This is a genomic window from Pseudomonas sp. REB1044 (assembly GCF_038813925.1).
Taxonomy (GTDB): Bacteria; Pseudomonadota; Gammaproteobacteria; order Pseudomonadales; family Pseudomonadaceae; genus Aquipseudomonas; species Aquipseudomonas boreofloridensis.
The window spans coordinates 2,648,826-2,666,719 of the sequence record NZ_CP046139.1 but is presented as its reverse complement, the minus strand read 5'-3'; the positions used below and the strand labels follow the sequence as shown (position 1 = coordinate 2,666,719).

Annotated in this window: 17 protein-coding genes and 3 pseudogenes; 7 read left to right on the top strand and 13 right to left on the bottom strand. The window is 55.9% G+C overall.

The genetic code is table 11. The features are described from left to right. Window positions 1–31: 31 nt before the first annotated feature. The 4 genes and pseudogenes from GKC70_RS12155 to GKC70_RS12140 form a co-directional block, all read right to left on the bottom strand. A pseudogene (locus tag GKC70_RS12155) lies at window positions 32–1,149 on the bottom strand (tyrosine-type recombinase/integrase). A gap of 27 nt (window positions 1,150–1,176) precedes the next feature. Then, window positions 1,177–2,345 (bottom strand): IS3 family transposase gene (locus GKC70_RS12150; protein ID WP_342648776.1). Its coding sequence is split into 2 segments (ribosomal slippage): window positions 1,177–2,084 and window positions 2,084–2,345, totalling 1,170 coding nucleotides; the frame shifts between segments, so codons are not numbered across the junction. A 432-nt stretch (window positions 2,346–2,777) separates the two neighbouring features. Beyond that, window positions 2,778–3,092 (bottom strand): hypothetical protein, encoded by a 315-nt coding sequence (locus GKC70_RS12145; RefSeq protein ID WP_342648775.1) that lies wholly within the window; start codon window positions 3,090–3,092, stop codon window positions 2,778–2,780. Then, on the bottom strand, window positions 3,089–3,322 hold the full coding sequence (locus GKC70_RS12140; protein ID WP_342648774.1) for a hypothetical protein: 234 nt from the start codon (window positions 3,320–3,322) through the stop codon (window positions 3,089–3,091). The genes GKC70_RS12145 and GKC70_RS12140 overlap by 4 nt, the downstream gene beginning before the upstream one ends. Window positions 3,323–3,438: 116 nt before the next feature. On the opposite strand from GKC70_RS12140, the gene GKC70_RS12135 reads away from it, so the two are divergent. Together GKC70_RS12135 and GKC70_RS12130 are read left to right on the top strand one after the other, a co-directional pair. After that, complete coding sequence (locus tag GKC70_RS12135; RefSeq protein WP_342648773.1) at window positions 3,439–4,008, top strand: GNAT family protein; 570 nt, start codon at window positions 3,439–3,441, stop codon at window positions 4,006–4,008. Window positions 4,009–4,140: 132 nt separating this feature from the next. Further along, window positions 4,141–4,500, top strand: coding sequence for an SMI1/KNR4 family protein (locus tag GKC70_RS12130; RefSeq protein WP_342648772.1), 360 nt, complete (start codon window positions 4,141–4,143; stop codon window positions 4,498–4,500). Window positions 4,501–5,118: 618 nt separating this feature from the next. Here GKC70_RS12130 and GKC70_RS12125 read toward each other — a convergent pair. From GKC70_RS12125 to GKC70_RS12115, 3 genes and pseudogenes are all read right to left on the bottom strand, one after another. Next, window positions 5,119–6,015, bottom strand: a pseudogene (locus GKC70_RS12125) (IS256 family transposase); the annotation flags it as partial. A gap of 299 nt (window positions 6,016–6,314) precedes the next feature. Then, window positions 6,315–7,517 (bottom strand): MFS transporter, encoded by a 1,203-nt coding sequence (locus GKC70_RS12120; protein ID WP_342651512.1) that lies wholly within the window; start codon window positions 7,515–7,517, stop codon window positions 6,315–6,317. Window positions 7,518–8,080: 563 nt separating this feature from the next. Next, window positions 8,081–8,692, bottom strand: a complete 612-nt coding sequence (locus GKC70_RS12115) for a TetR/AcrR family transcriptional regulator (RefSeq protein ID WP_342648771.1) — start codon at window positions 8,690–8,692, stop codon at window positions 8,081–8,083. Window positions 8,693–8,765: 73 nt separating this feature from the next. Between GKC70_RS12115 and GKC70_RS12110 the strand changes: the two genes are divergently transcribed. Next, window positions 8,766–9,908 carry a serine hydrolase domain-containing protein gene (locus tag GKC70_RS12110; RefSeq protein ID WP_342648770.1) on the top strand — a complete coding sequence of 381 codons (1,143 nt, stop codon included), beginning with the start codon at window positions 8,766–8,768 and terminating at the stop codon, window positions 9,906–9,908. Between the two features lie 103 nt (window positions 9,909–10,011). Then, window positions 10,012–10,761, top strand: coding sequence for a glucose 1-dehydrogenase (locus GKC70_RS12105; protein WP_342648769.1), 750 nt, complete (start codon window positions 10,012–10,014; stop codon window positions 10,759–10,761). A gap of 222 nt (window positions 10,762–10,983) precedes the next feature. Here the strand turns inward: GKC70_RS12105 and GKC70_RS12100 are convergent. The 4 genes and pseudogenes from GKC70_RS12100 to GKC70_RS12085 form a co-directional block, all read right to left on the bottom strand. Next, window positions 10,984–12,215, bottom strand: a pseudogene (locus tag GKC70_RS12100) (IS66 family transposase); the annotation flags it as partial. Window positions 12,216–12,356: 141 nt separating this feature from the next. Next, on the bottom strand, window positions 12,357–13,124 hold the full coding sequence (locus GKC70_RS12095) for an SDR family oxidoreductase (RefSeq protein ID WP_342648768.1): 768 nt from the start codon (window positions 13,122–13,124) through the stop codon (window positions 12,357–12,359). Window positions 13,125–13,182: 58 nt separating this feature from the next. After that, window positions 13,183–13,857, bottom strand: a complete 675-nt coding sequence (locus GKC70_RS12090; RefSeq protein ID WP_342648767.1) for a polysaccharide lyase family 7 protein — start codon at window positions 13,855–13,857, stop codon at window positions 13,183–13,185. 53 nt (window positions 13,858–13,910) lie between these two features. Further along, on the bottom strand, window positions 13,911–14,252 hold the full coding sequence (locus GKC70_RS12085; protein ID WP_342648766.1) for a hypothetical protein: 342 nt from the start codon (window positions 14,250–14,252) through the stop codon (window positions 13,911–13,913). Window positions 14,253–14,472: 220 nt separating this feature from the next. On the opposite strand from GKC70_RS12085, the gene GKC70_RS12080 reads away from it, so the two are divergent. After that, window positions 14,473–14,730 (top strand): hypothetical protein, encoded by a 258-nt coding sequence (locus GKC70_RS12080; protein WP_342648765.1) that lies wholly within the window; start codon window positions 14,473–14,475, stop codon window positions 14,728–14,730. 8 nt (window positions 14,731–14,738) lie between these two features. Here GKC70_RS12080 and GKC70_RS12075 read toward each other — a convergent pair whose 3' ends face one another. Further along, window positions 14,739–15,785: an HWE histidine kinase domain-containing protein gene (locus tag GKC70_RS12075; RefSeq protein WP_342648764.1), complete on the bottom strand. Its 1,047-nt coding sequence runs from the start codon at window positions 15,783–15,785 to the stop codon at window positions 14,739–14,741. 453 nt (window positions 15,786–16,238) lie between these two features. Between GKC70_RS12075 and GKC70_RS12070 the strand changes: the two genes are divergently transcribed. After that, window positions 16,239–16,736, top strand: coding sequence for a methylated-DNA--[protein]-cysteine S-methyltransferase (locus tag GKC70_RS12070; protein ID WP_342648763.1), 498 nt, complete (start codon window positions 16,239–16,241; stop codon window positions 16,734–16,736). A 4-nt stretch (window positions 16,737–16,740) separates the two neighbouring features. On the opposite strand, the gene GKC70_RS12065 is transcribed toward GKC70_RS12070, so the two are convergent. Beyond that, window positions 16,741–16,986 (bottom strand): hypothetical protein, encoded by a 246-nt coding sequence (locus GKC70_RS12065; protein WP_342648762.1) that lies wholly within the window; start codon window positions 16,984–16,986, stop codon window positions 16,741–16,743. Between the two features lie 171 nt (window positions 16,987–17,157). Between GKC70_RS12065 and GKC70_RS12060 the strand changes: the two genes are divergently transcribed. Then, a complete protein-coding gene (locus tag GKC70_RS12060) occupies window positions 17,158–17,847 on the top strand; it encodes a metallophosphoesterase (RefSeq protein ID WP_342648761.1) in 690 nt (229 codons plus the stop codon). The last annotated feature ends 47 nt before the right edge of the window (window positions 17,848–17,894 follow it).

Sequence of the window (17,894 nt, the reverse complement as noted above, 5' to 3'; positions counted from 1 at the left end):
CTAACCTATCAGTCACTTACAGGGCCGGATTTCAACCTGATACCGAATTGATACCAATTTTGAGTTTTTCCAGCTCGCTCCAGTCGGAGCTTGAGTTGAGCCAACGGGCATAAGTCGACAGCAGCATTTGAACGCTGTGACCCAGCTGTTGGGCGATAAATGCGGGATTGAGCCCGGACATTAAGCATATTGTCGCATAGGTATGCCGGCAGTTGTACGGGGGGCGACGGCGAATACCCAGCTCACGCAGGACTGGTACCCACTGTTTGTGCAGGTCAGACGTCTGCTTCACATATTCGGCGTTCTTCGACGGCGGGAATACGAACGGCGTGGTTGTCACCGCTCCCTTGCCATCCTTGCGGCGCTCTGCGTAAAGCCTGCCGAACTGGATAGCTCGCAAGGCCCGATCGTTCAGGAGCGCGAAGCGATCCCTGCCGGTTTTCGTTCGCTCCTCAACCTCACCCAGGGCGACCGTCCTCCTGACATGCACCGTCCGCTTGGTCATGTCGATCACATCCCAGCGGACCGCCAGTGCTTCCGACAGGCGCAACCCAGTGAAGAACATGAACTCGAACAGTGCCGCGTAGATCAGGCTCGGCCAATGCTTGTGTTCAAACAGTTTTCTGATGATGGTGTTGGCTTCGGCCAAGGTGAAGGGGTCGATCTCTTTCCTCGAACGCTTCGGAAACTCGATCAGTTCGGCAGGATTCTTGGCCAGCAGACCCTCTCGGGTGGCAGCGGACAGGATCGTCGACAACCTGGTGATAGCGTTGCGTTTCACGTTCGCCGAGGTCCACTCCGTTTCCGTTATGACCCATCGTAACAGCGTGGTGGTGATCAGGTCGACGCGGACCAGCGCCAGGCGGGGATCCAGTAGAGGTTGAGGGCGCTCTTGTAATTGTTATGGGTGCCCTGCGTGATTTCTCGACTATCCAGCCAGAGCTGGGCGTACTCGCCGAAAGTCGGCTTCCCTCCGACCACGGTCTGCAAGCCAGGGAAGAACTCAGCGTATTTCTCTTGGTCCAGTAGGCCAAGTTTGTTGAGGCTGGTTACCTGATCGCGAAGGTTGGATGCAGCCTTGATGCCTTTTTGTGTCGGGGGATAGGGCAGCGTTTCGCATCGACGGATACCATCCCATGTGAAACGAATCTGGAGGGCGTTGCGGAAGTGTAGTGGTCAACAATTCCCGGACACAGAATTGAGTTTTTCTTCCGCCACCGCCGGCGGTACGAAACCGTTGTGCTGATGCGGCCTTATCCAGTTGTACCGCTGCATGAGGTAGCAGCCGATGTCCTGCTCGGCCAACGCTGTCGTCATGTAACCCTCTGTCGGCACCCACTCCGTTTTCAGGCTACGAAACAGCCGCTCCATGGGCGAATTGTCGTAACAGTTTCCCCTTCGGCTCATGCTCTGGGTCATCCGATAGCGCCAGAGCCGCTGGCGGAAACTACGGCTGCCATATTGGCTGCCCTGGTCGCTGTGAAACAGCACGCCTTGTGGTCTGCCACGCATCTCGTAAGCCCTGTCGAGCGCTTTGACGACCAGTTCCGCATCAGGCTTGGCGGACATCGCCCAACCCACCACTCTGCGGCTGCACAAGTCCAAGACCACCGCCAGATAGCTCCATCGACCCTCTGCCCAGATATACGTGATGCCGCCACACCAGGCCTTGTTTGGCGCAGCCACGGTGAAATTGCGATCAAGCACATTCGGAATGTCGGGACGCTCGACCGTGGCCTTCTTGTACGCATGAGAACCGGGCTGTTTGCTCATCAGTCCTTGTTCCTTCATCAATCTTCTGACTCTGAAACGCCCGACGTTAACGCCTTCATCCCGCAGCATGGCAACCAGACTGCGACTGCCCGCTGAGCCACGACTTTGGTTGAACAGCTCGTTGACACGACTGCGTAGATTCACTCGGCGGACATCGATATGACGCCGCCGGGCCAAGTGGGCGTAATAACAAGACCGGGGTAGCTCGAAGACTGAACACAACAGTTGAACGGGGTAGTGCTTTGCCAACTGCCGAATCGACTTCAACGTCTGCGCCCGTGTTCCTCGGCCATCAAGAGCGCAGTGGCCTCCTTTAATATTTTCTTCTCAAGCTCCAGCCGGTTGATACGGGCCTGAAGCTCCTGAATGGTCTGCTGCTCCGGCGTGAGCGCCTTGGCAGTGGGCGTAACGCCCCCGCGCTCCAGCTGCAGCTGGGTAACCCAGCGGCGCAATAAGCTCTCACCTACATCGAGAGATCTGGCGGCCTCGGGACAACTGTAGCCTTGGTCGAGCACCAGGCTGGCAGCCTCACGCTTGAAAGTCGGGGTGAAGGTACGTCGTTGTCTGCTCATCGAACACCTCTGTATGGCGAGCATTCTCGCCTAAAAAGGTGTCCGGGGTTAGTAGACCACTACAGCGGATTGAACCACGAGGTTTCCCATTTCGGATCATATGACTTGCATGTGCCGCCCTCGCCGGGGGCGCTATCGTTGAATGGGGGAAGGCGCTGGAGGGCAGCGCCGAGTGATATGCTTCGACGTTTACCAAACAAGGAGAGTGGTAATGGGGTGCGAGAGAAAGCTGGTAGCGTTGAGGCAGAAGTTCACCCGCCTGCAGCGCCTGGTTGTGGGTGGCGCCGCTTTTGTGAGTGCCCAGGTATGGGCTTTCTCATACCCGAGCCAGCCCTGGCTTTACCTTCTGATCTTCGGGGTCATCGTCTTCATCTGCGCCTGGTCGCGTGAGACATACCGGAAGGGGTGAGGCTGGCGGGCAGCGCCAGAGGGTCAGGCCGCGACCGGGTACTGCTTGGCCAGAGCCTGCTTCACTGTCGCGATGATGCGGCAGAGGTAGGTCCAGTCTGGGTTCGGCTCCATGGCGTCAGCCGGCAGGTTCCACCAGTCGTCACCGAACACGCGGTGCATGAACTCGCTGTGGGCGCCGCCGCACTCGTCGAGCGAGCTGGTGTGGCGAACATCCTCGGCCTCGTCGAACAGGCTCCGGGCATCTTCTGCGTCCAGATCCCGGTCACGCCGCATCTGCACGATCGCCTTCCGCGCTTTGTCGGCCAGGGCCTCGGCGCTGAACCGGCGAGAACTCAACTGCCGGTCGAAGTAGCCGATGATGTATGCGTCTTGCAGCTTGCAGAAAACTGGGCGATGGTCAGGCCATCCCACATGCCGCCCCAGTAGGCGTGCAAGGTCTTGTCGAAGCAGCTGACGGTGATCTTCCCTTTGCAGGGCGCCAAGTCCTCGAGGTAAACGCTGATCGGGTCAAGGTTCGGCGCCCCGGTGATCAGAAACTTGGTGACGGTCGATTTCTCGACGTTCATGGCTTTCTCCATGCATGCGCCGCCCTCCGTGGCCAGATGCGGCATGGTTGAGATGGTAAAAGTGGGCAGCGCCTGTGTTAACTTAGCGACACGTTGAGTCAGCCGGAATTATTGAAATGCTCACAGTATTTCCCGAGTTTTTGTTAGAAAGAATTTCACTGAGAAAGATACTTCCTTCACACATAAGCGATGTGTACAAGGCGCTTTCCAACCCCCAAGTGATCGCCCACTATGGCGTTTCATATTCGAGCCTTGCCGAGACTGAAGAGCAAATGCGGTGGTTTGAGCGAATCGTCAACGAAAGGTCTGGAATATGGTGGGGGATATCTCTAGTTAACAATGAATCATTGATAGGGGCTTGCGGCTTCAACAATGTTTGCCACGACCACCGAAAAGCAGAGATAGGGTACTGGTTGATGCCTGAGTACTGGGGGCGAGGTCTACTATCTGAGGCTCTGCCGTCAATGATTGACTACGGGTTCAGCACCATGGGATTACACCGTATTCATGCAGATGTTGAGCCGGAGAACGAGCCCAGTTGCGCTCTCTTGAAGAAGTTTGGATTCATGCTTGAAGGCACTTTGCGCGATGTGGAATTTAAAGGTGGGAGGTTTCTAAGTCTCCACCAGTACAGTTTGCTATCTACGGACCCTGTACAGCGGTTAGGTGCTACTCACAGCAATTAATTTTTGACAGCTGAGATATCGCTGATCAGCTAGGGTGAATGTTGAACCCTGGAGTCTTTCGATCCGGTTCTGTTTTAGGGGTAATATGAAAGCAATTGATGATCTCATTGATGAGGTAGGTAGAGATAAACGGTGCAAAATATTTCCAGGCAAAAGGAACTGCCGCCTTTGCCATCTTCTAATTTGGCTTATCCAAGTGATTTGATTGATTTTTATAATTTCTGTGGTGGGGCTATTTTGTTTGAGGCTGGAAAGGATAATGTTTCTTTTGAAATATTATCTCCGGACGATCTTGTCCGTATCAACGTTGTGATGTTGGGTGATGAGAATTTGTTTGATATCTCGTCAACGTGGTACGCGGTATGTCGGACTGATAATGGTGACTATATTTCCATAGACCTTTCAAGGGAGGGAAATGGTCGATGTTATGACAGTAACCATGAAGTTCATGGTGTGCCGGGGAGCTGCCCAATAGTTTCGAAGAGCTTTTGAATAAGCTGTATCGTACTAATGGAAAAGATATTTTCTGGAGAAGTACAAATTATGGCGATGCCTATGGGTGAATTGATAACTGGGAATAGTGGTTTCCGAGATGTTTTTAAGTAATGAACGTTCTTGGGTATCGTGTCAGTCAGGGGCAGCTTACGGGGTACACGGCGCAACGGACCACGCTGTTTGCCCTGTCGAGTCCGTGGATGGCGCGCAGGCAATTAATACCTGCTGCGGGAGAGGTGCGCCCGTGAGGGCAGAAAACCAAGACTGTGCCTTGGTTTTCCAATGAACAACGGCTGAAAGTCGGGCTTTTCGGCATCCTCAAGCCGTCCATTTTCGGATGATGAGCAACTTGCTCGGAGTTTCCCTAAATATCCTCTATTGCTTCCATGATTGTACTAATAAAGAAATCCTCAAAACTTTGGAAAGCAATTTTTTCTCCCCATCCCGCTTAAACGATAATTCAGTCTCCACTATTACAGCTTCGCCACGCTCGCCAAAAATAGAAGTATCTATTGAAAATATTGGTCCATAGCCGGAAGTCTTTATGATAACCATTTTGATCGTGTCCCAGGAAGTGGTGTAACTCATCATGGCGCTGGCCACTGAGTTTGCCGTTTAGTTGATCACGGCCGACAGCTTGGCCTGTGGATTATCGCTGACGGATTCAAAGGCCTCCAACTGCATATATCGCCGTTGCAGGCACCATTCGTCGTTCTGCTCCAGCAGCATCGCCCCTACCAGCCTTGTGATCGCAGGATCGTTGGGGAAGATGCCCACGACGTCGGTGCGGCGCTTGATCTCTGCGTTGAGCCGCTCCATTGGATTGGTGCTGTGCAGTTGCTGTCGATGCGCTTTGGGAAACGCCATGTGCGCCAGCACCTCGTCCTCGCACCCGTCCATGAGTGTTGCGATCTTGGGGTACTTTTCGCGCAGTTGGTCTGCAACCAAGCGCAACTGTTGGTGGCATTCAGCGCGGCTATCTTGGGCGAAAACCGTGCGCAGAAGCGCCGCTACCATGGTGCGCTGGCCCTTGCCGACATGGGCCATGGCGTTGCGTATGAAATGCACTCGGCAGCGCTGCCAGGTCGCGTTGAAGACCTTGGAAACCGCAGCCTTCAAACCTTCGTGGGCATCGGAGATGACCAACTTCACGCCACGCAGGCCGCGCCGCATAAGGCTTCGCAGGAAGTCCGTCCAGAACGGCTCGGCCTCCGACGGCCCAACCCGCATGCCCAAGACTTCGCGGCCACCATCCGTGTTCACGGCCACGGCAATTATCACGGCGACCGAGACGATGCGCCCGGCCTCCCGCACCTTGACGTACGTGGCGTCGATCCACAGGTAAGGCCAGTCGCCTTCCAAAGGGCGATCAAGGAAGGCGTGGACGCGTTAATCGATCTCGCCAGCCAGCCGTGACACCTGGCTCTTGGAAATGCCGGTCATGCCCATGGCCTTGACCAGCTCGTCCACCGAACGCGTTGAAACGCCTTGGATATAGGTTTCCCTGGTGAGTATTAGGTCTTCGCAAACTCAACGTTAGCCAAGAACCACGATGACCACTCTCTTTCGCCCACAGGGCGCCTTTGGTTGGTTCAGTTACACCACTTCTCGGGACACGATCATTTGGTTTTTTGTTGGGCGCGCCCAAACGTATGCGTGCACTGTGAGTTCACCACTAAGCAACAAGGGGGCTTTTCTGGTTTTCAAAAATTCTCGCTAAAAAGTCGCGTCCCATGCTATATCCCGCGAGCTGGCATCCTCTGTACGCTACTTGGATGGGGTAATGAGCTGGTTTACCATGCGAGTGAAAATTATTCGCGTGTATTTGAACGAAATCTTTCAGAAAGAAATAGTATGAGTGCTAGCGTTGGCAGGCAAACGGCTGCCAAGATCACGCCGTGCCATCCGTATTTCAAGTAGAGATTGCTTGCTATGGCAGAGCCGGCTGCGCCTCCCAGAAAGAGACTGGTCATGTAAAGAGCGTTGAGGCGGCCGCGGTTTTCTGCACTCAATATATACACTTCGCGCTGACTGACTATCATGTTCATTTGTACTGCGAAATCAAGCAGCACACCGGTGAGCGCAAGGCCAAGTAGGCTGGAGCCGACGGGCAATAGTCCGCTTACGAGCGCGAGGGGCGCTATAACAAGCGCAAGCAAGCTTGCTGCATAGCTATGACCTGCGTCTGCCAGCCTTCCGGCGATAGGTGCAGCTACCGCGCCGATCGCCCCGATTAAAGCAAATATTCCAACTTGGCTCTGCGTCAGCCCAAATTCGCGTGTCAGTACCAGAGGTACGGCAGACCAGTACAGGCTGAAAGAGGCAAACAACAACCCTTGATAGAGCGCGCGCCTGCGGAGCACTGAGTATCGAAGTAAAAGGCTTGGCATTGAATATAGAAGCGTTGTGTATTTAGTGCTTTGGGCAGGTCGTCTGCTCGGTAACAATAAAAAGAGCAATAAAACGATTGCCGACATCAAGGTCGCAGCCATCAAAAACACAGAACGCCAGTTAAAATTATCTGTAATGAAGCTGGAGAGTGGTCTCGAGAGCAGTATGCCCACCAATAGACCGCTCATAATATTGCCTACCACTCTGCCTCGTTGGTGTTCAGGCGTTAAATGTGTCGCCATTGGGATCAGGATTTGCACTACCACAGAGCTGAATCCAATAATCACAGAGGCACTCAGGAACAGGGATGTTTGGCCCGGCTTGCTGATGCCTGCCAGTATCAAGCCTGTCACGTTTAGCGCAGTAATGATAATGATGAGGCGGCGATTTTCAATGATGTCCGCCAGGGGGACTAGGAAAAGGAGGCCAATTGAAAATCCAAGCTGTGTCAGTGAAACGACTATGCTTGAGTAGTTTCCCATTTCTAGATCGGGTGCGATCAGCCCTAGTATCGGTTGAGCATAATAAATATTGGCTGCTGTCGCTCCGCAGCAAAATGCTAAAAAACAATGAATGCAGTGCTTAACTGATGAGGTGAGTTGGCTGCAGAGACGCTGGGTGATTTCATGGTGCTGGCCTGAGTTTAACTCTGGGATTTTGGATAATATTGAAAATTTCAGCGTCAAGTAGAAGCGGCACTTTACGCAATGCACCTATGCGCAGCACGCACAAGTGATGCTGTCGTAATGATCACTTTGAGCAGATTTTGGAAGGCGTCCATTTTCATTCAGGCATCTGCCAGGTGCTTGATGCCCAGCGCGCCTGAAGTCTCAGAAGATGACGTAGAGCGGCTACACGTTATTGCTGGCGCGCAGGTCGACGCCGCTTACGCCTATCGGTTTGATGTAATGGGGTAGCGACTGATTGAGTTGGGCAAGATTCGGGGCAGTTCGACCTAGGGCAGCAGCCTCTCAGGCGCCCTCCAATCTGGCGACGAGCTGATTCAGGCCTCTCAGATCGAAGCAACCTGTTTACGCTTTTGCCGAGCGGACTAGCGATGAACACTGAGTTCATCGCGGCCACGATACGTAGGTTGGCGCGGAGTTGACGAATGTCGCGCGGGTACCGTTCAAGGATGTCCAGCGCGTTGTGCGCTGATTTGAGGGTTGGACTAGCCAGGGATGTACTACGCGCGTAGAGCCTGGTGAAGGCTATCAGTGGCAAGCTTGGCAATTGCTACCAACTGAGCTTCGCTGGCCCCGTCTCGTGCCTGCACAGTCATGCCTTGGAGTATTGCCCCGATAAAACGTGCCAGTGCGTCAGGGTCCGCTGATTTATCTAATTCGCCTTCGCTGATGGCTCTGGTCAGACGTCGCTGCAACAGCGCGATCGTTGCCTCACGCTTTTGCGAGGCCATCCGCGCTACCGTACTGTTTTCAGTTGCGCAGCCCAGCGCAGCGACTGAAATCATGCAGCCTTTGGGATAGGAAGATGATGCAAAGGCACGGGCTTGGCTAAGCAGCCAGGCACTCAAGGTCTTAACTGCGCCTGGGCCTTCCAGCGCCTCGAGTCCTGTATTACCAAACGTATCGGCGTACCAGTCCAGTGCCTCTTGGTAGAGCCCAGCCTTTGAGCGAAACGCTGTGTAGAGGCTCTGCGGTGTGATTCCCATGGCACTCGTAAGGTCGGTGATCGACGTACCTTCGTAACCGTGAGACCAGAAGCGCTCAGCAGCTTTCTGTAGGGCGATGTCGCGATTGAACGACAAAGGACGGCCACGTGGGCGTGCATTTTTCACAGTGATCACTCTTGAAATGGAATTTACCCTGTGTATTATGGAGTGGTCACTCATAAATCGCAAAGGTTAGCTCATGTCATACATCGAATCGTTGTCCACACTCGTAGATCACTCAATCGACAAAGCTCTTGAAGAGCAGCGAATCGTGGGTGCTGTGGTGATGGTCGCAAAGGATGGGCAGGTGCTCTATCGCCGTGCATCGGGAAAATTGGATCGTGAAGGCGACACTGCCATGCGCGAGGATGCAATTTTTAGACTGTCTTCCGTAAGCAAGCCAATGGTCACAGTGGCTGCAATGCGCCTTGTCGAGCGTGGCGTCATTCACCTGGGGCAGCCTGTTACCCACTGGCTCAAAGACTTCCGCCCGAAGCTTCAGAACGGCACCGAGCCTACTATTACCGTGCATCATTTACTCGCGCACGTGTCGGGTTTGAGCTATGGCTTTTTCGAGCCTGAGGGCAGCGCCTATCATGCCCTACAGATTTCAGACGGTTTGGATCAGCCTGGTTTGAGCCTGAACGAGAATCTGCGACGTCTGGCTAAAGCTCCGCTGGCGTTCGAGCCTGGTTCGAGCTGGCGTTATTCACTCGCGACCGATGTACTGGGCGCAGTGTTGGAAGCTGCAACTGGTCATTCGCTGGCCCAGATCATCCGGGAAGAGATCACGCGCCCTTTGGGGCTCCCAGATACAGGCTTCAACGTCACTGACCGCGCTCGGTTGGCCGTGCCCTATGCAAACGCTGAGGGCGCACCTGTACGCATGGATGGTGATGTTTCTCTGGAACTATGGGGCGGGCAAGTGAAATTCAATCCTGAACGCATCTTGCACCCAGAGTCTTATGCATCGGGTGGGTGTGGTATGGCCGGCACCGCACAAGACGTCATGCAATTTTTGCTGAAGCTTCAGTCCGGAGAGCAGTCTCTCGTCAAACCGGAGACGCTGTCGATGATGATGAAAGATCATGCTGGACCTCAGGCACAATCGCTTGGCCCAGGGTGGGGCTTTGGATACGGTTGGGCTGTCCTCGACAATCCAGATGCAGCAGCAACGCCCCAGGCCAAAGGCACCTTGCAATGGGGTGGCGTTTATGGACATAGCTGGTTTATTGATCCTGTCAATAATTTCACTGCAGTCATTCTCACAAATACTGCATTCGAAGGCATGTCTGGACAGTTGGTCAATGATGTAAGGGATGCCATTTACTACGCAAAGTGATCCGTTGAGTTATCGATCGCGATTTAGCACCTTTTGGTAGGCCTGGGTCATTCGGCGATGCTCGATGGCGAGCATCGCGCTCAAACTTCTTTGGAGATGGATCATGGCAAAAAAAACCGTCGTAGTTACTGGTGCTTTGTCAGGTATCGGATTTGATTGCGCTAGAAGTTTCGCCCGTGAAGGTTACAATGTCGTGATTTCAGGACGTGATGCTCGCCGTGGACAGCACAGGTTAAATGAGCTTCGTAACGTCACTGACGATGTAGTTTTTTTCACCACGGATGTCACCAGCGAGGAGCAGGTCGCCCAGTTGATGCAGGCGGCTGTTATTACTTATGGATCCGTCGATGTTGTGATTCACAGTGCAGGCACTGAGGGCAACCCTGCGAACCTCGAAGATGTATCCACTCAAGATTTCCAACAGGTGTTCGATACCAATGTGCTCAGCACTATTTTGGTGATGAAATACGCGATACCCATCATGCGCGGACAACGCTCGGGGGTAATAGTCAATATCGCTTCGCAAGCTGGGCTAGGTGGTATGCCAGGTAAAATGGTCTATGCCGCCAGTAAAAGTGCGGTCATCAGCCTTACGCGTTCGGCAGCATTGGAAGTAGCAGTGTCGGGCATCAGAATCAACGCAGTCGCTCCTGGTCCAGTCGCAACCGATATGTTTGATCGTTTTACGGGGAGAGATGCTACTGCCAAACGTGATTTCCTGGATATGTTTCCCACGAAACGGGTAATTGAGGTGGGGGAAGTAACAGCTGCCTTGTTGTACTTGGCGTCAGACAGCGCTCGCTCCGTAGTTGGTGAAGTGTTGACTATAGACGGTGGCTATTCTGCGAGTTGAAGTGCGTGGATCGTGTGGCATCTTGTAATGCTCTGATGTGGGCGCTGATCAACGATCCCGCTGGCTGAGGTGCAGTGTTAGGGGAGATGGCTCATGCGGCGCACAGGCGGCGACATCGGATGCGATGTAAGCGCTCCATGAACCCCACCTAGCCAATAATGGGCAGAGCACTTAGCTGTGTATTTGAGGTGTGCAACTCCATGGTAGCAGCGCTTCGTAGTCTTACACTGAGCACGCCTGCGGCAGGCGTTCCAGTGCGTGGCGCAGCCACGCATAGGGCTCTTGGCCGTTGGCTATGGCCGTCTCTACCAGGCTGTAAAGTTGTGTGCTGGCAGTGGCACCTTTGGGCGTGTCACTGAACAACCAGTTCATTCTCCCAATGACAAATGGGCGGATCGCGCGCTCGGCCGCGTTGTTGTCGATCGGTAAGCAGCCGTGCTCGACGTAGCGTTCCAACTTGCTCCAGTTGCTGGCCAAGTAGCCGATGGCCTTGCCCAAGGCATTCTGTGTCGTGACTTGAGGTTGCGTTTTCTCTACCCAGCTTTTCAGCTGAGCCAGCAATGGCAGGCTGCGCTCCATGCGGGCAGCCTTACGATCTTCATCGCTGCCGTCCTTAAGGTCGCGCTCGATGCCATGCAGCTTGTTGATCAAACTCAGGGCGATGTCTGCGCGCCCGGTTTTACCCTTGGGCTGCACCTTCTGCGCTTCGACGAACTTGCGGCGCGCGTGAGCCCAGCAGCCCAACCGCTCAACACCGTCCTGTGCAGCCAGGGCGTTGTAACCAGCGTAGTCGTCGGTCATGACATAGCCGCGATAGCCATCCAGCAGGCGCGTCGGCACCTCCTGCGCTCGGCTGGTGGCGTAGTCGAAAAGGATCACTGGCCGATCAGGTGGGCCGCCGGTTTGTACCCACATCCAGGATTGGCTACTGGGCTCACGGCCAGGCTCTTTCAACACTTGCACACGTGTTTCATCACAGAGGATGATCCGACTGCTCAACAGGCGTTCGCGCATCAGATTCAGCAGCGATTGGAAGTGCTCGCTGCATTGAATCACCCAGCGTGCCAGGGTTTGGCGCGGGATATCGATACCGTGGCGCCCCAACACTTTTTCGAAGCGATTAAGCGGTAGGCCGTCTACGTATTTGGTGGTCAGCAGCATGGCCAGCACACTAGGGCTGGCCATACTTTTCTCGATCACTTGGGCAGGCTTGTCCGCCGTTACGGGCGCTGACTCGCAGTCGGGCAGCCATACACTTGTTTGATGATGCGAATCTGCATCGGGACGATTTCAAGCTGTTCGCTGACCTCTTCACCAATGGCATGTTTGCGGCAGCCGCAAGCGCACGTCAGCTCATGCTTGGGCAGTTCGTGGACAACCTCGATACGCGGCAAATCAGCCGGCAGTGGTTTGCGTTTACCACGGCGCTTGGTCGGTGCAACCACTTCTTCGTCGCCAGTGGAGCGCTTACGATGCGATGACTGCCTAGGCAACCTGTACTGCCGTTTTGTCCGTAAGTGGCGCTTCATTGCGAGCAATCAGGACTGGGGTTGCCGCTAGCGCCCCCCTGCCGAGCCATCTCACACGCGATCAGGTTATTCTCCCGCCCTCGCCGCCGCCATCTGATCGTTGAACCGCCTGAAGAATCCCGTGTAATCCTCGCCGCGCTCGGCGAAGCGTAATGGCTTCACCCGTTCCACCAGAATCTCGTCCGCATCCGGTGAATGCTCGAAGATCGCCATCACTTCGTCGATGAATTCACGCAATGGCATGGCGTGAGGATCGTTCGCCTGACGTTGGCCCATCAACTCGGTTTGTACGTAGGGCGGAGCGATTTCACGCACGCGAACACAGGTGTCTTTCAATTGATAGCGCAGTGACTGCGTGTAGGAATGGATCGCCGCTTTGCTGGCGCTGTAGCTGGGCGTGAGGGCTAATGGCAGAAACGCCAGCCCTGAAGACACGGTAATGATCGTCGCGTGAGGTTGTTCCAAAAAGTGCGGCAGCAGCCAGCCGTCAAGACGCATGGGGCCTAACAGGTTGGTGGCGATGGTGGCATCCAGTTCGGTGGGGCCTGCTCTGAGTGATTCGCCGCGCATGATGCCCGCGGCATGCAGCACGCCGTTCAAAGTCGGGTAGTCGCGGATCAACGCCTGTGCCACGCGCTGCAGATCTTCGGCATCGCTGACGTCCAGCACTTTGTACTGCAGGCCGGGGTTATCCGCCACCTGCTGACGCAACACCGACTCACGCCGCCCGGCGATGATCACCTCGTTACCCAGGGCTGAGAACGCTTTGGCCAATTCCAGGCCGATACCGCTGCCGCCGCCGGTGACCAGAAGAGTATTACCTGTCGTTTGCATGATCGTTCCTTACTACGGATGTAGTGTGAGGTGAACACGGGGTGGGCATTGCTGGTTATCAGCGATGGGTGAGCGAAAGCGTGGAGATGATGCAAATCGAACCATCGTCAGCCGGCGTCGTTTCAGTTTGATCGACCTGATTGTAGACGCCGCCATGGAATTCGAAGCGCTGTGAACTCCACGTCTTATCGAATTGAAGAGGACCGGAGGATCCGGAAGCGCCGTTGCATTTCGCAGTCACTGTTATATGGCCCTGGGCGGTGGCCTGCAGGGTCACGGTGAACTCGGCACCCAGCGGCACATTTTCCAGCACTGTCATGTTAGTTGGCGTGGCTTGGTTATAGGTCCGGCGAAAACCCAGGGTGAGGCTGCCCTTGTTCCAGAACACCTTGATGGGCGGTCCGTCATCACCTCTCACATGCATCTGCGAAACCACCACCTTTTGTGCTGAGTTGACTTTGATAAGTCGCATCGTTTGCCGGTTCAGGTGTTCAGTTGCACTCGCCAGCGTCCAATTTGTGGATTCAGACCACTCGCAACGGGTTCGCCGTGTGCTTTTGCTCGACGCCCCTTTTGTGGGTGCCGAGAGCTGGACAGACCCGTCGTCCAGCACCTTGATGATGCTGGGGTAGTTGGCGATCGCCTCCGAGCCTTTCATCTCAAGCGCAACCGGGTTCTTCGCCGATGTTGGTAGGGGTGTAGTGATGGTGAGGTTATTGATGTTTACAGTCATGTCGCCTTCCTTGTGCGCCGGGGTAGTAGGTGACGATTGCACGTCATGTTGAATCAACCGTCCCAACCCTTCATCTTTGCAGCCAATAGTGCACGTTCCTTGCTCAATGACTTGAGTATGCCGGGCTGTCCTCCGACTTTCATGAACAGGAAGTAGCGTTCGTGTTCATCGTGGAGGAGGCGATAGACGTTGGCTGAACGTTCAGCATTAGGCGGAGTGAGTGTGTCCACGATCAATGTGTAGGCGTTCACTCCGAGGCCGCTCAAGGCGTTCTGCAGCTCAGCATCAACTTTCAAACGCCATCTTTTCGAGTTGCATCTATACGCCCAAATCGCAAACGCGATAGCCAGTATTGGCATTACCCCGGAGGCGAAGACCGTCAGAACTTTATCCATGAAGCCTCTTCGTGACGTGGGAAAACCCTTTATCAATACCGGCGGGCGTCCAGAACTGCAAGAGAGGTCTACAGGCACTGCCCGCTGCCTACCCATCCAGCCTGGATGCAAAGCCAGTGGCACCGTCAGGCACGCCATAGTAGGTTGCGCCTTCAACACAACCTATCCGGTTCGTTGCCTGTATGCCCATGGACCGGGCACTCACCATTGGGGAGGTCAGATGGACACTGTTCAATCAATCAGTCAGCGAGAAATGGATGCCGCCCTCGTGGCGTTTGCCCGCTTCAAGATCGGCGAGATCAAACTCTTCGATCTGGAGCAGGCAATGACCTTCGATGCAGGGGACGCGCTGTCCAGAAGCGGGCTGGTGAGGTTCTCGATCAGCAAAATGGCGTCGGGCCGTTATCGCATCAGCGATGAAGGCGAGAATGCGATCACCCAGGCAGGGCGGGAACGTCTGGAGGCGCTTCGCGGATAAGCGCCGGGCTAAGGTAGCTGTTCAGGCGAGGCCCCGGCAAAGCCCAGCCTCGTCGTGAACGGCGCACTGATACTGCAACTGAAACCCTGTGGATCATAAATCAAGTTCGCACTGCCATCGAACGCATTGCGCAGGCTGCCATTGATCATCAATGTACCGTAGCCTTTGTGGGTGGGCGCTGTTACCGGTGGGCCGTTTCCTTCCTTCCAGGTCAGGTCGAAATAGGGGCCGCTCTCTTCGCAGGTGCGCAGCGACCACTCGACATTGAGTCTCCCGCCAGGTTCGGAGAATGCGCCGTACTTGGCAGCGTTGGTCGACAGCTCATGCAGTACCAGGGCGATGGAGGACGCAGCCTCCGGTGCCAGGGTGATCGCAGGACCGTCGAAAAGCGTCTGGTGCGTGCAACTGTAGGGCGCCAAGGTGTCCTGCAGCAGTTCGAGCAAGCCGGTCTGCTGGTGAGTGACGGCCAGCGCGTGGGCTTTTTGCATCATCACTAGGCGTCCCTGGAACACCTTGCAAAAGTTCGCGGGTTCGGGGTAGTTGCGTGAGGTGAGGACGGCCATGGCGCCGATGGTAGCGAATAGGTTGCGCATGCGGTGGTCGAGCTCTTCGACCAGAATCTTCGCCGCCTCTTGGGTTCTGCTATAGGCGAACAGGTGCGCGCACAGCTCGGTGGCATGACCAAGCAGCTCACGCTGGTCCCCGGTCAAAGGCACATCGAGTGGGTGGATGACGGCGATGCTGCCTTGCACCACGCCTTCATTGCTCAGTGCGGGGAATGACACCAGCGATTGCAGGCCATGGGCGTGGAACAGCGCTTTCCATTCTGCCGAAAACCGCAGGTCGCAGGCGACGTTCGGCACTTCGACCGGGCGTCCTGTCATCACCGCCATGCCGCATGAGCCACGTTTGCCCGTGATCAGGTTGCCTACCAGTTGGGCGCCGAACTGTTCCGGCAACGCTGGGAAAATGGCGTGGCGGAAGGTTTTTCCGGGTTTGTCCAGGACGGTGACGCCTACCGTAGTGCCAGGCATTTCAGCCTGAAGGGCGTTCACGAAGGCTTCCAGCAGTGGAATCACTGGACCACCAACGGCCATGACGCTAAGCGCTTTTTGGCGAAATGCATCAATCAGCTGGAGCATGGTCAGGTCACTCGAAACGATAGGCTGGACGGCAGCGTCTTAGGGTGGGGGCTGGCGGATGCTCGGCGCCTAGGGTGGCGCTGCGCGAGGCACATGATGCGTCAAAAGACTGCAGTCGCCAAGCAAACAAACTCTTGGGGAGAGGGGCTAAGGTCGCGATCGGGTAGCCATTGCTGAATGGCGGACAAAGAAAAGCCCGCTGGGGAGGGCGGGCGAAGTATTTCACGGATGTGGCTTAACCTTGCCACCCGCCAGGTGAAAATGTCGTGAAGATAGTGTCGCAAAGACCTGTAGTTGGAAAAAACTGGATCCTCCCGATAACCCCGATTAGTGTGCCGGGTGTCGCATCCCCTCCAGGAGTCATCCGTGTCCAACGCCTATACCTTGATGCCATCACCCGTAGGCACGTTGACACTGGTCGCGCGTGGCGAGTGTCTGGCTGCCGTACTTTGGGAAGAAGAGCGTGAGAATCGGGTGCGGCTCGGTGAGCTGCACCGCAAGGACCGCTTGCCGGTGTTGCGTGAAACCGCTCGCCAACTGGGTGAATACTTCGCGGGCCAGCGTGAGCGCTTCGAACTTCCATTGGATTTTGCCGGCACCGACTTCCAGCGTCAGGTCTGGGCGGCGTTGCTGACCATCCCCTTCGGGCAGGCCCGCACCTACGGCGATATCGCCCGTCAGATCGGCAATCCCTCGGCGGTGCGGGCGGTTGGGGCGGCCAATGGTCGCAATCCCATCTCGATCATCGCGCCATGTCACCGGGTGATCGGCGCGTCGGGCAGCCTGACGGGCTTTGCCGGTGGGCTGGCGGCCAAGCACTTCCTGCTGGCGCTCGAAGGACGCCAGAGCTTATCTCTGTTCTGAGTGCTCAGCGGCTGAACGCCCATGCCAAGACACAGGCCACGAGGCTGACCAATGTTCCCGCAAGCATTGTGTAGTGGCGGTGAGACTGGCGAGCATGCGCCTCGACGTTGCGCAGGTATTCGCCCGGGGTCGGAGCGTCAGGCCGATGACGCAGACCCTCGGCGATGTCGGCCAGCCTGCCATGAATCAGCAGGCCGACCAGGTAATAGCAGCCGGCATAGCTGGCGATGATCAGCAGCAGGTATTTCACGCGGATCCGTCCTTGGTCGAGACAAGTGTCAAAGATAACCGCGTGCGCAGACTTTTACCCAATGAAACTAAGATTTCCACGCTCATCGCTTATCCACCCTATGTCATGCTGCTCGCCACCCGTATGAGCGGCACCTATGCATGCGGGCGATCTGGCGGGAGGGTATAGAGAATGCTGCGCTTTCAGAGCATGACGGCCAACACCGCAGGCCGCGACTTGGCGGTAGGTGATATTCATGGTCATTTCCAGCGCCTGCAGGCGGCGCTGGAGCTCATCGCCTTCGATCCCTCGGTGGACCGACTCTTCAGCGTCGGCGATCTGGTGGATCGCGGTCCTGCCAGCGCGGATGTTCTGTATTGGCTGGCGCAGCCCTGGTTCCATGCGGTGCAAGGCAATCATGAAGCGCTGGCAATCACGCACGTGCGCGGTGGTCAACTCGATCTGGACATGTACCGTGCGGCGGGTGGCGGCTGGTTTCTGGACTTGGCGCCGAGCGAGCAGTTGCATTTGGCCGAACACTTCGCAGCGCTGCCCATCGCTATGCAGATACCCACGCCGCTGGGCCTGATCGGGTTGTTGCACGCCGACAGCCCGTTTCCGGACTGGCAGCAACTGCGCGCCGGCCTGGAGGCTGGCGATCCGAATGTGCAGGAGGTCTGCCAATGGTCCCGGCGGCGTCTGAAAACACACGATGTCAGACCGGTGGAAGGCCTGCGCGCGCTGCTGGTCGGTCACACCCCGGTGCCCGAGCACAGAGTCCTGGGTAATGTCTGGCACTTGGATACGGGAGGGTGGAGCAACGGATTCTTCAGCCTTCTGGACATCGCGACCCTGAAGATCGCTACGCATACACGCCGCTGATTCCCCCCGCGCTGACGCACTCGGCAACCTCGACCCATTTCACGTTA

Excerpts from the sequence above, each read along its gene's own strand:
- GKC70_RS12140 (WP_342648774.1), bottom strand. The coding sequence starts at position 3,322 with ATGAACGTCGAGAAATCGACCGTCACCAAGTTTCTGATCACCGGGGCG.
- GKC70_RS12135 (WP_342648773.1), top strand. The coding sequence starts at position 3,439 with ATGCTCACAGTATTTCCCGAGTTTTTGTTAGAAAGAATTTCACTGAGA.
- GKC70_RS12110 (WP_342648770.1), top strand. The coding sequence starts at position 8,766 with ATGTCATACATCGAATCGTTGTCCACACTCGTAGATCACTCAATCGAC.
- GKC70_RS12105 (WP_342648769.1), top strand. The coding sequence starts at position 10,012 with ATGGCAAAAAAAACCGTCGTAGTTACTGGTGCTTTGTCAGGTATCGGA.
- GKC70_RS12095 (WP_342648768.1), bottom strand. The coding sequence starts at position 13,124 with ATGCAAACGACAGGTAATACTCTTCTGGTCACCGGCGGCGGCAGCGGT.
- GKC70_RS12090 (WP_342648767.1), bottom strand. The coding sequence starts at position 13,857 with ATGACTGTAAACATCAATAACCTCACCATCACTACACCCCTACCAACA.
- GKC70_RS12085 (WP_342648766.1), bottom strand. The coding sequence starts at position 14,252 with ATGGATAAAGTTCTGACGGTCTTCGCCTCCGGGGTAATGCCAATACTG.
- GKC70_RS12080 (WP_342648765.1), top strand. The coding sequence starts at position 14,473 with ATGGACACTGTTCAATCAATCAGTCAGCGAGAAATGGATGCCGCCCTC.
- GKC70_RS12060 (WP_342648761.1), top strand. The coding sequence starts at position 17,158 with ATGCTGCGCTTTCAGAGCATGACGGCCAACACCGCAGGCCGCGACTTG.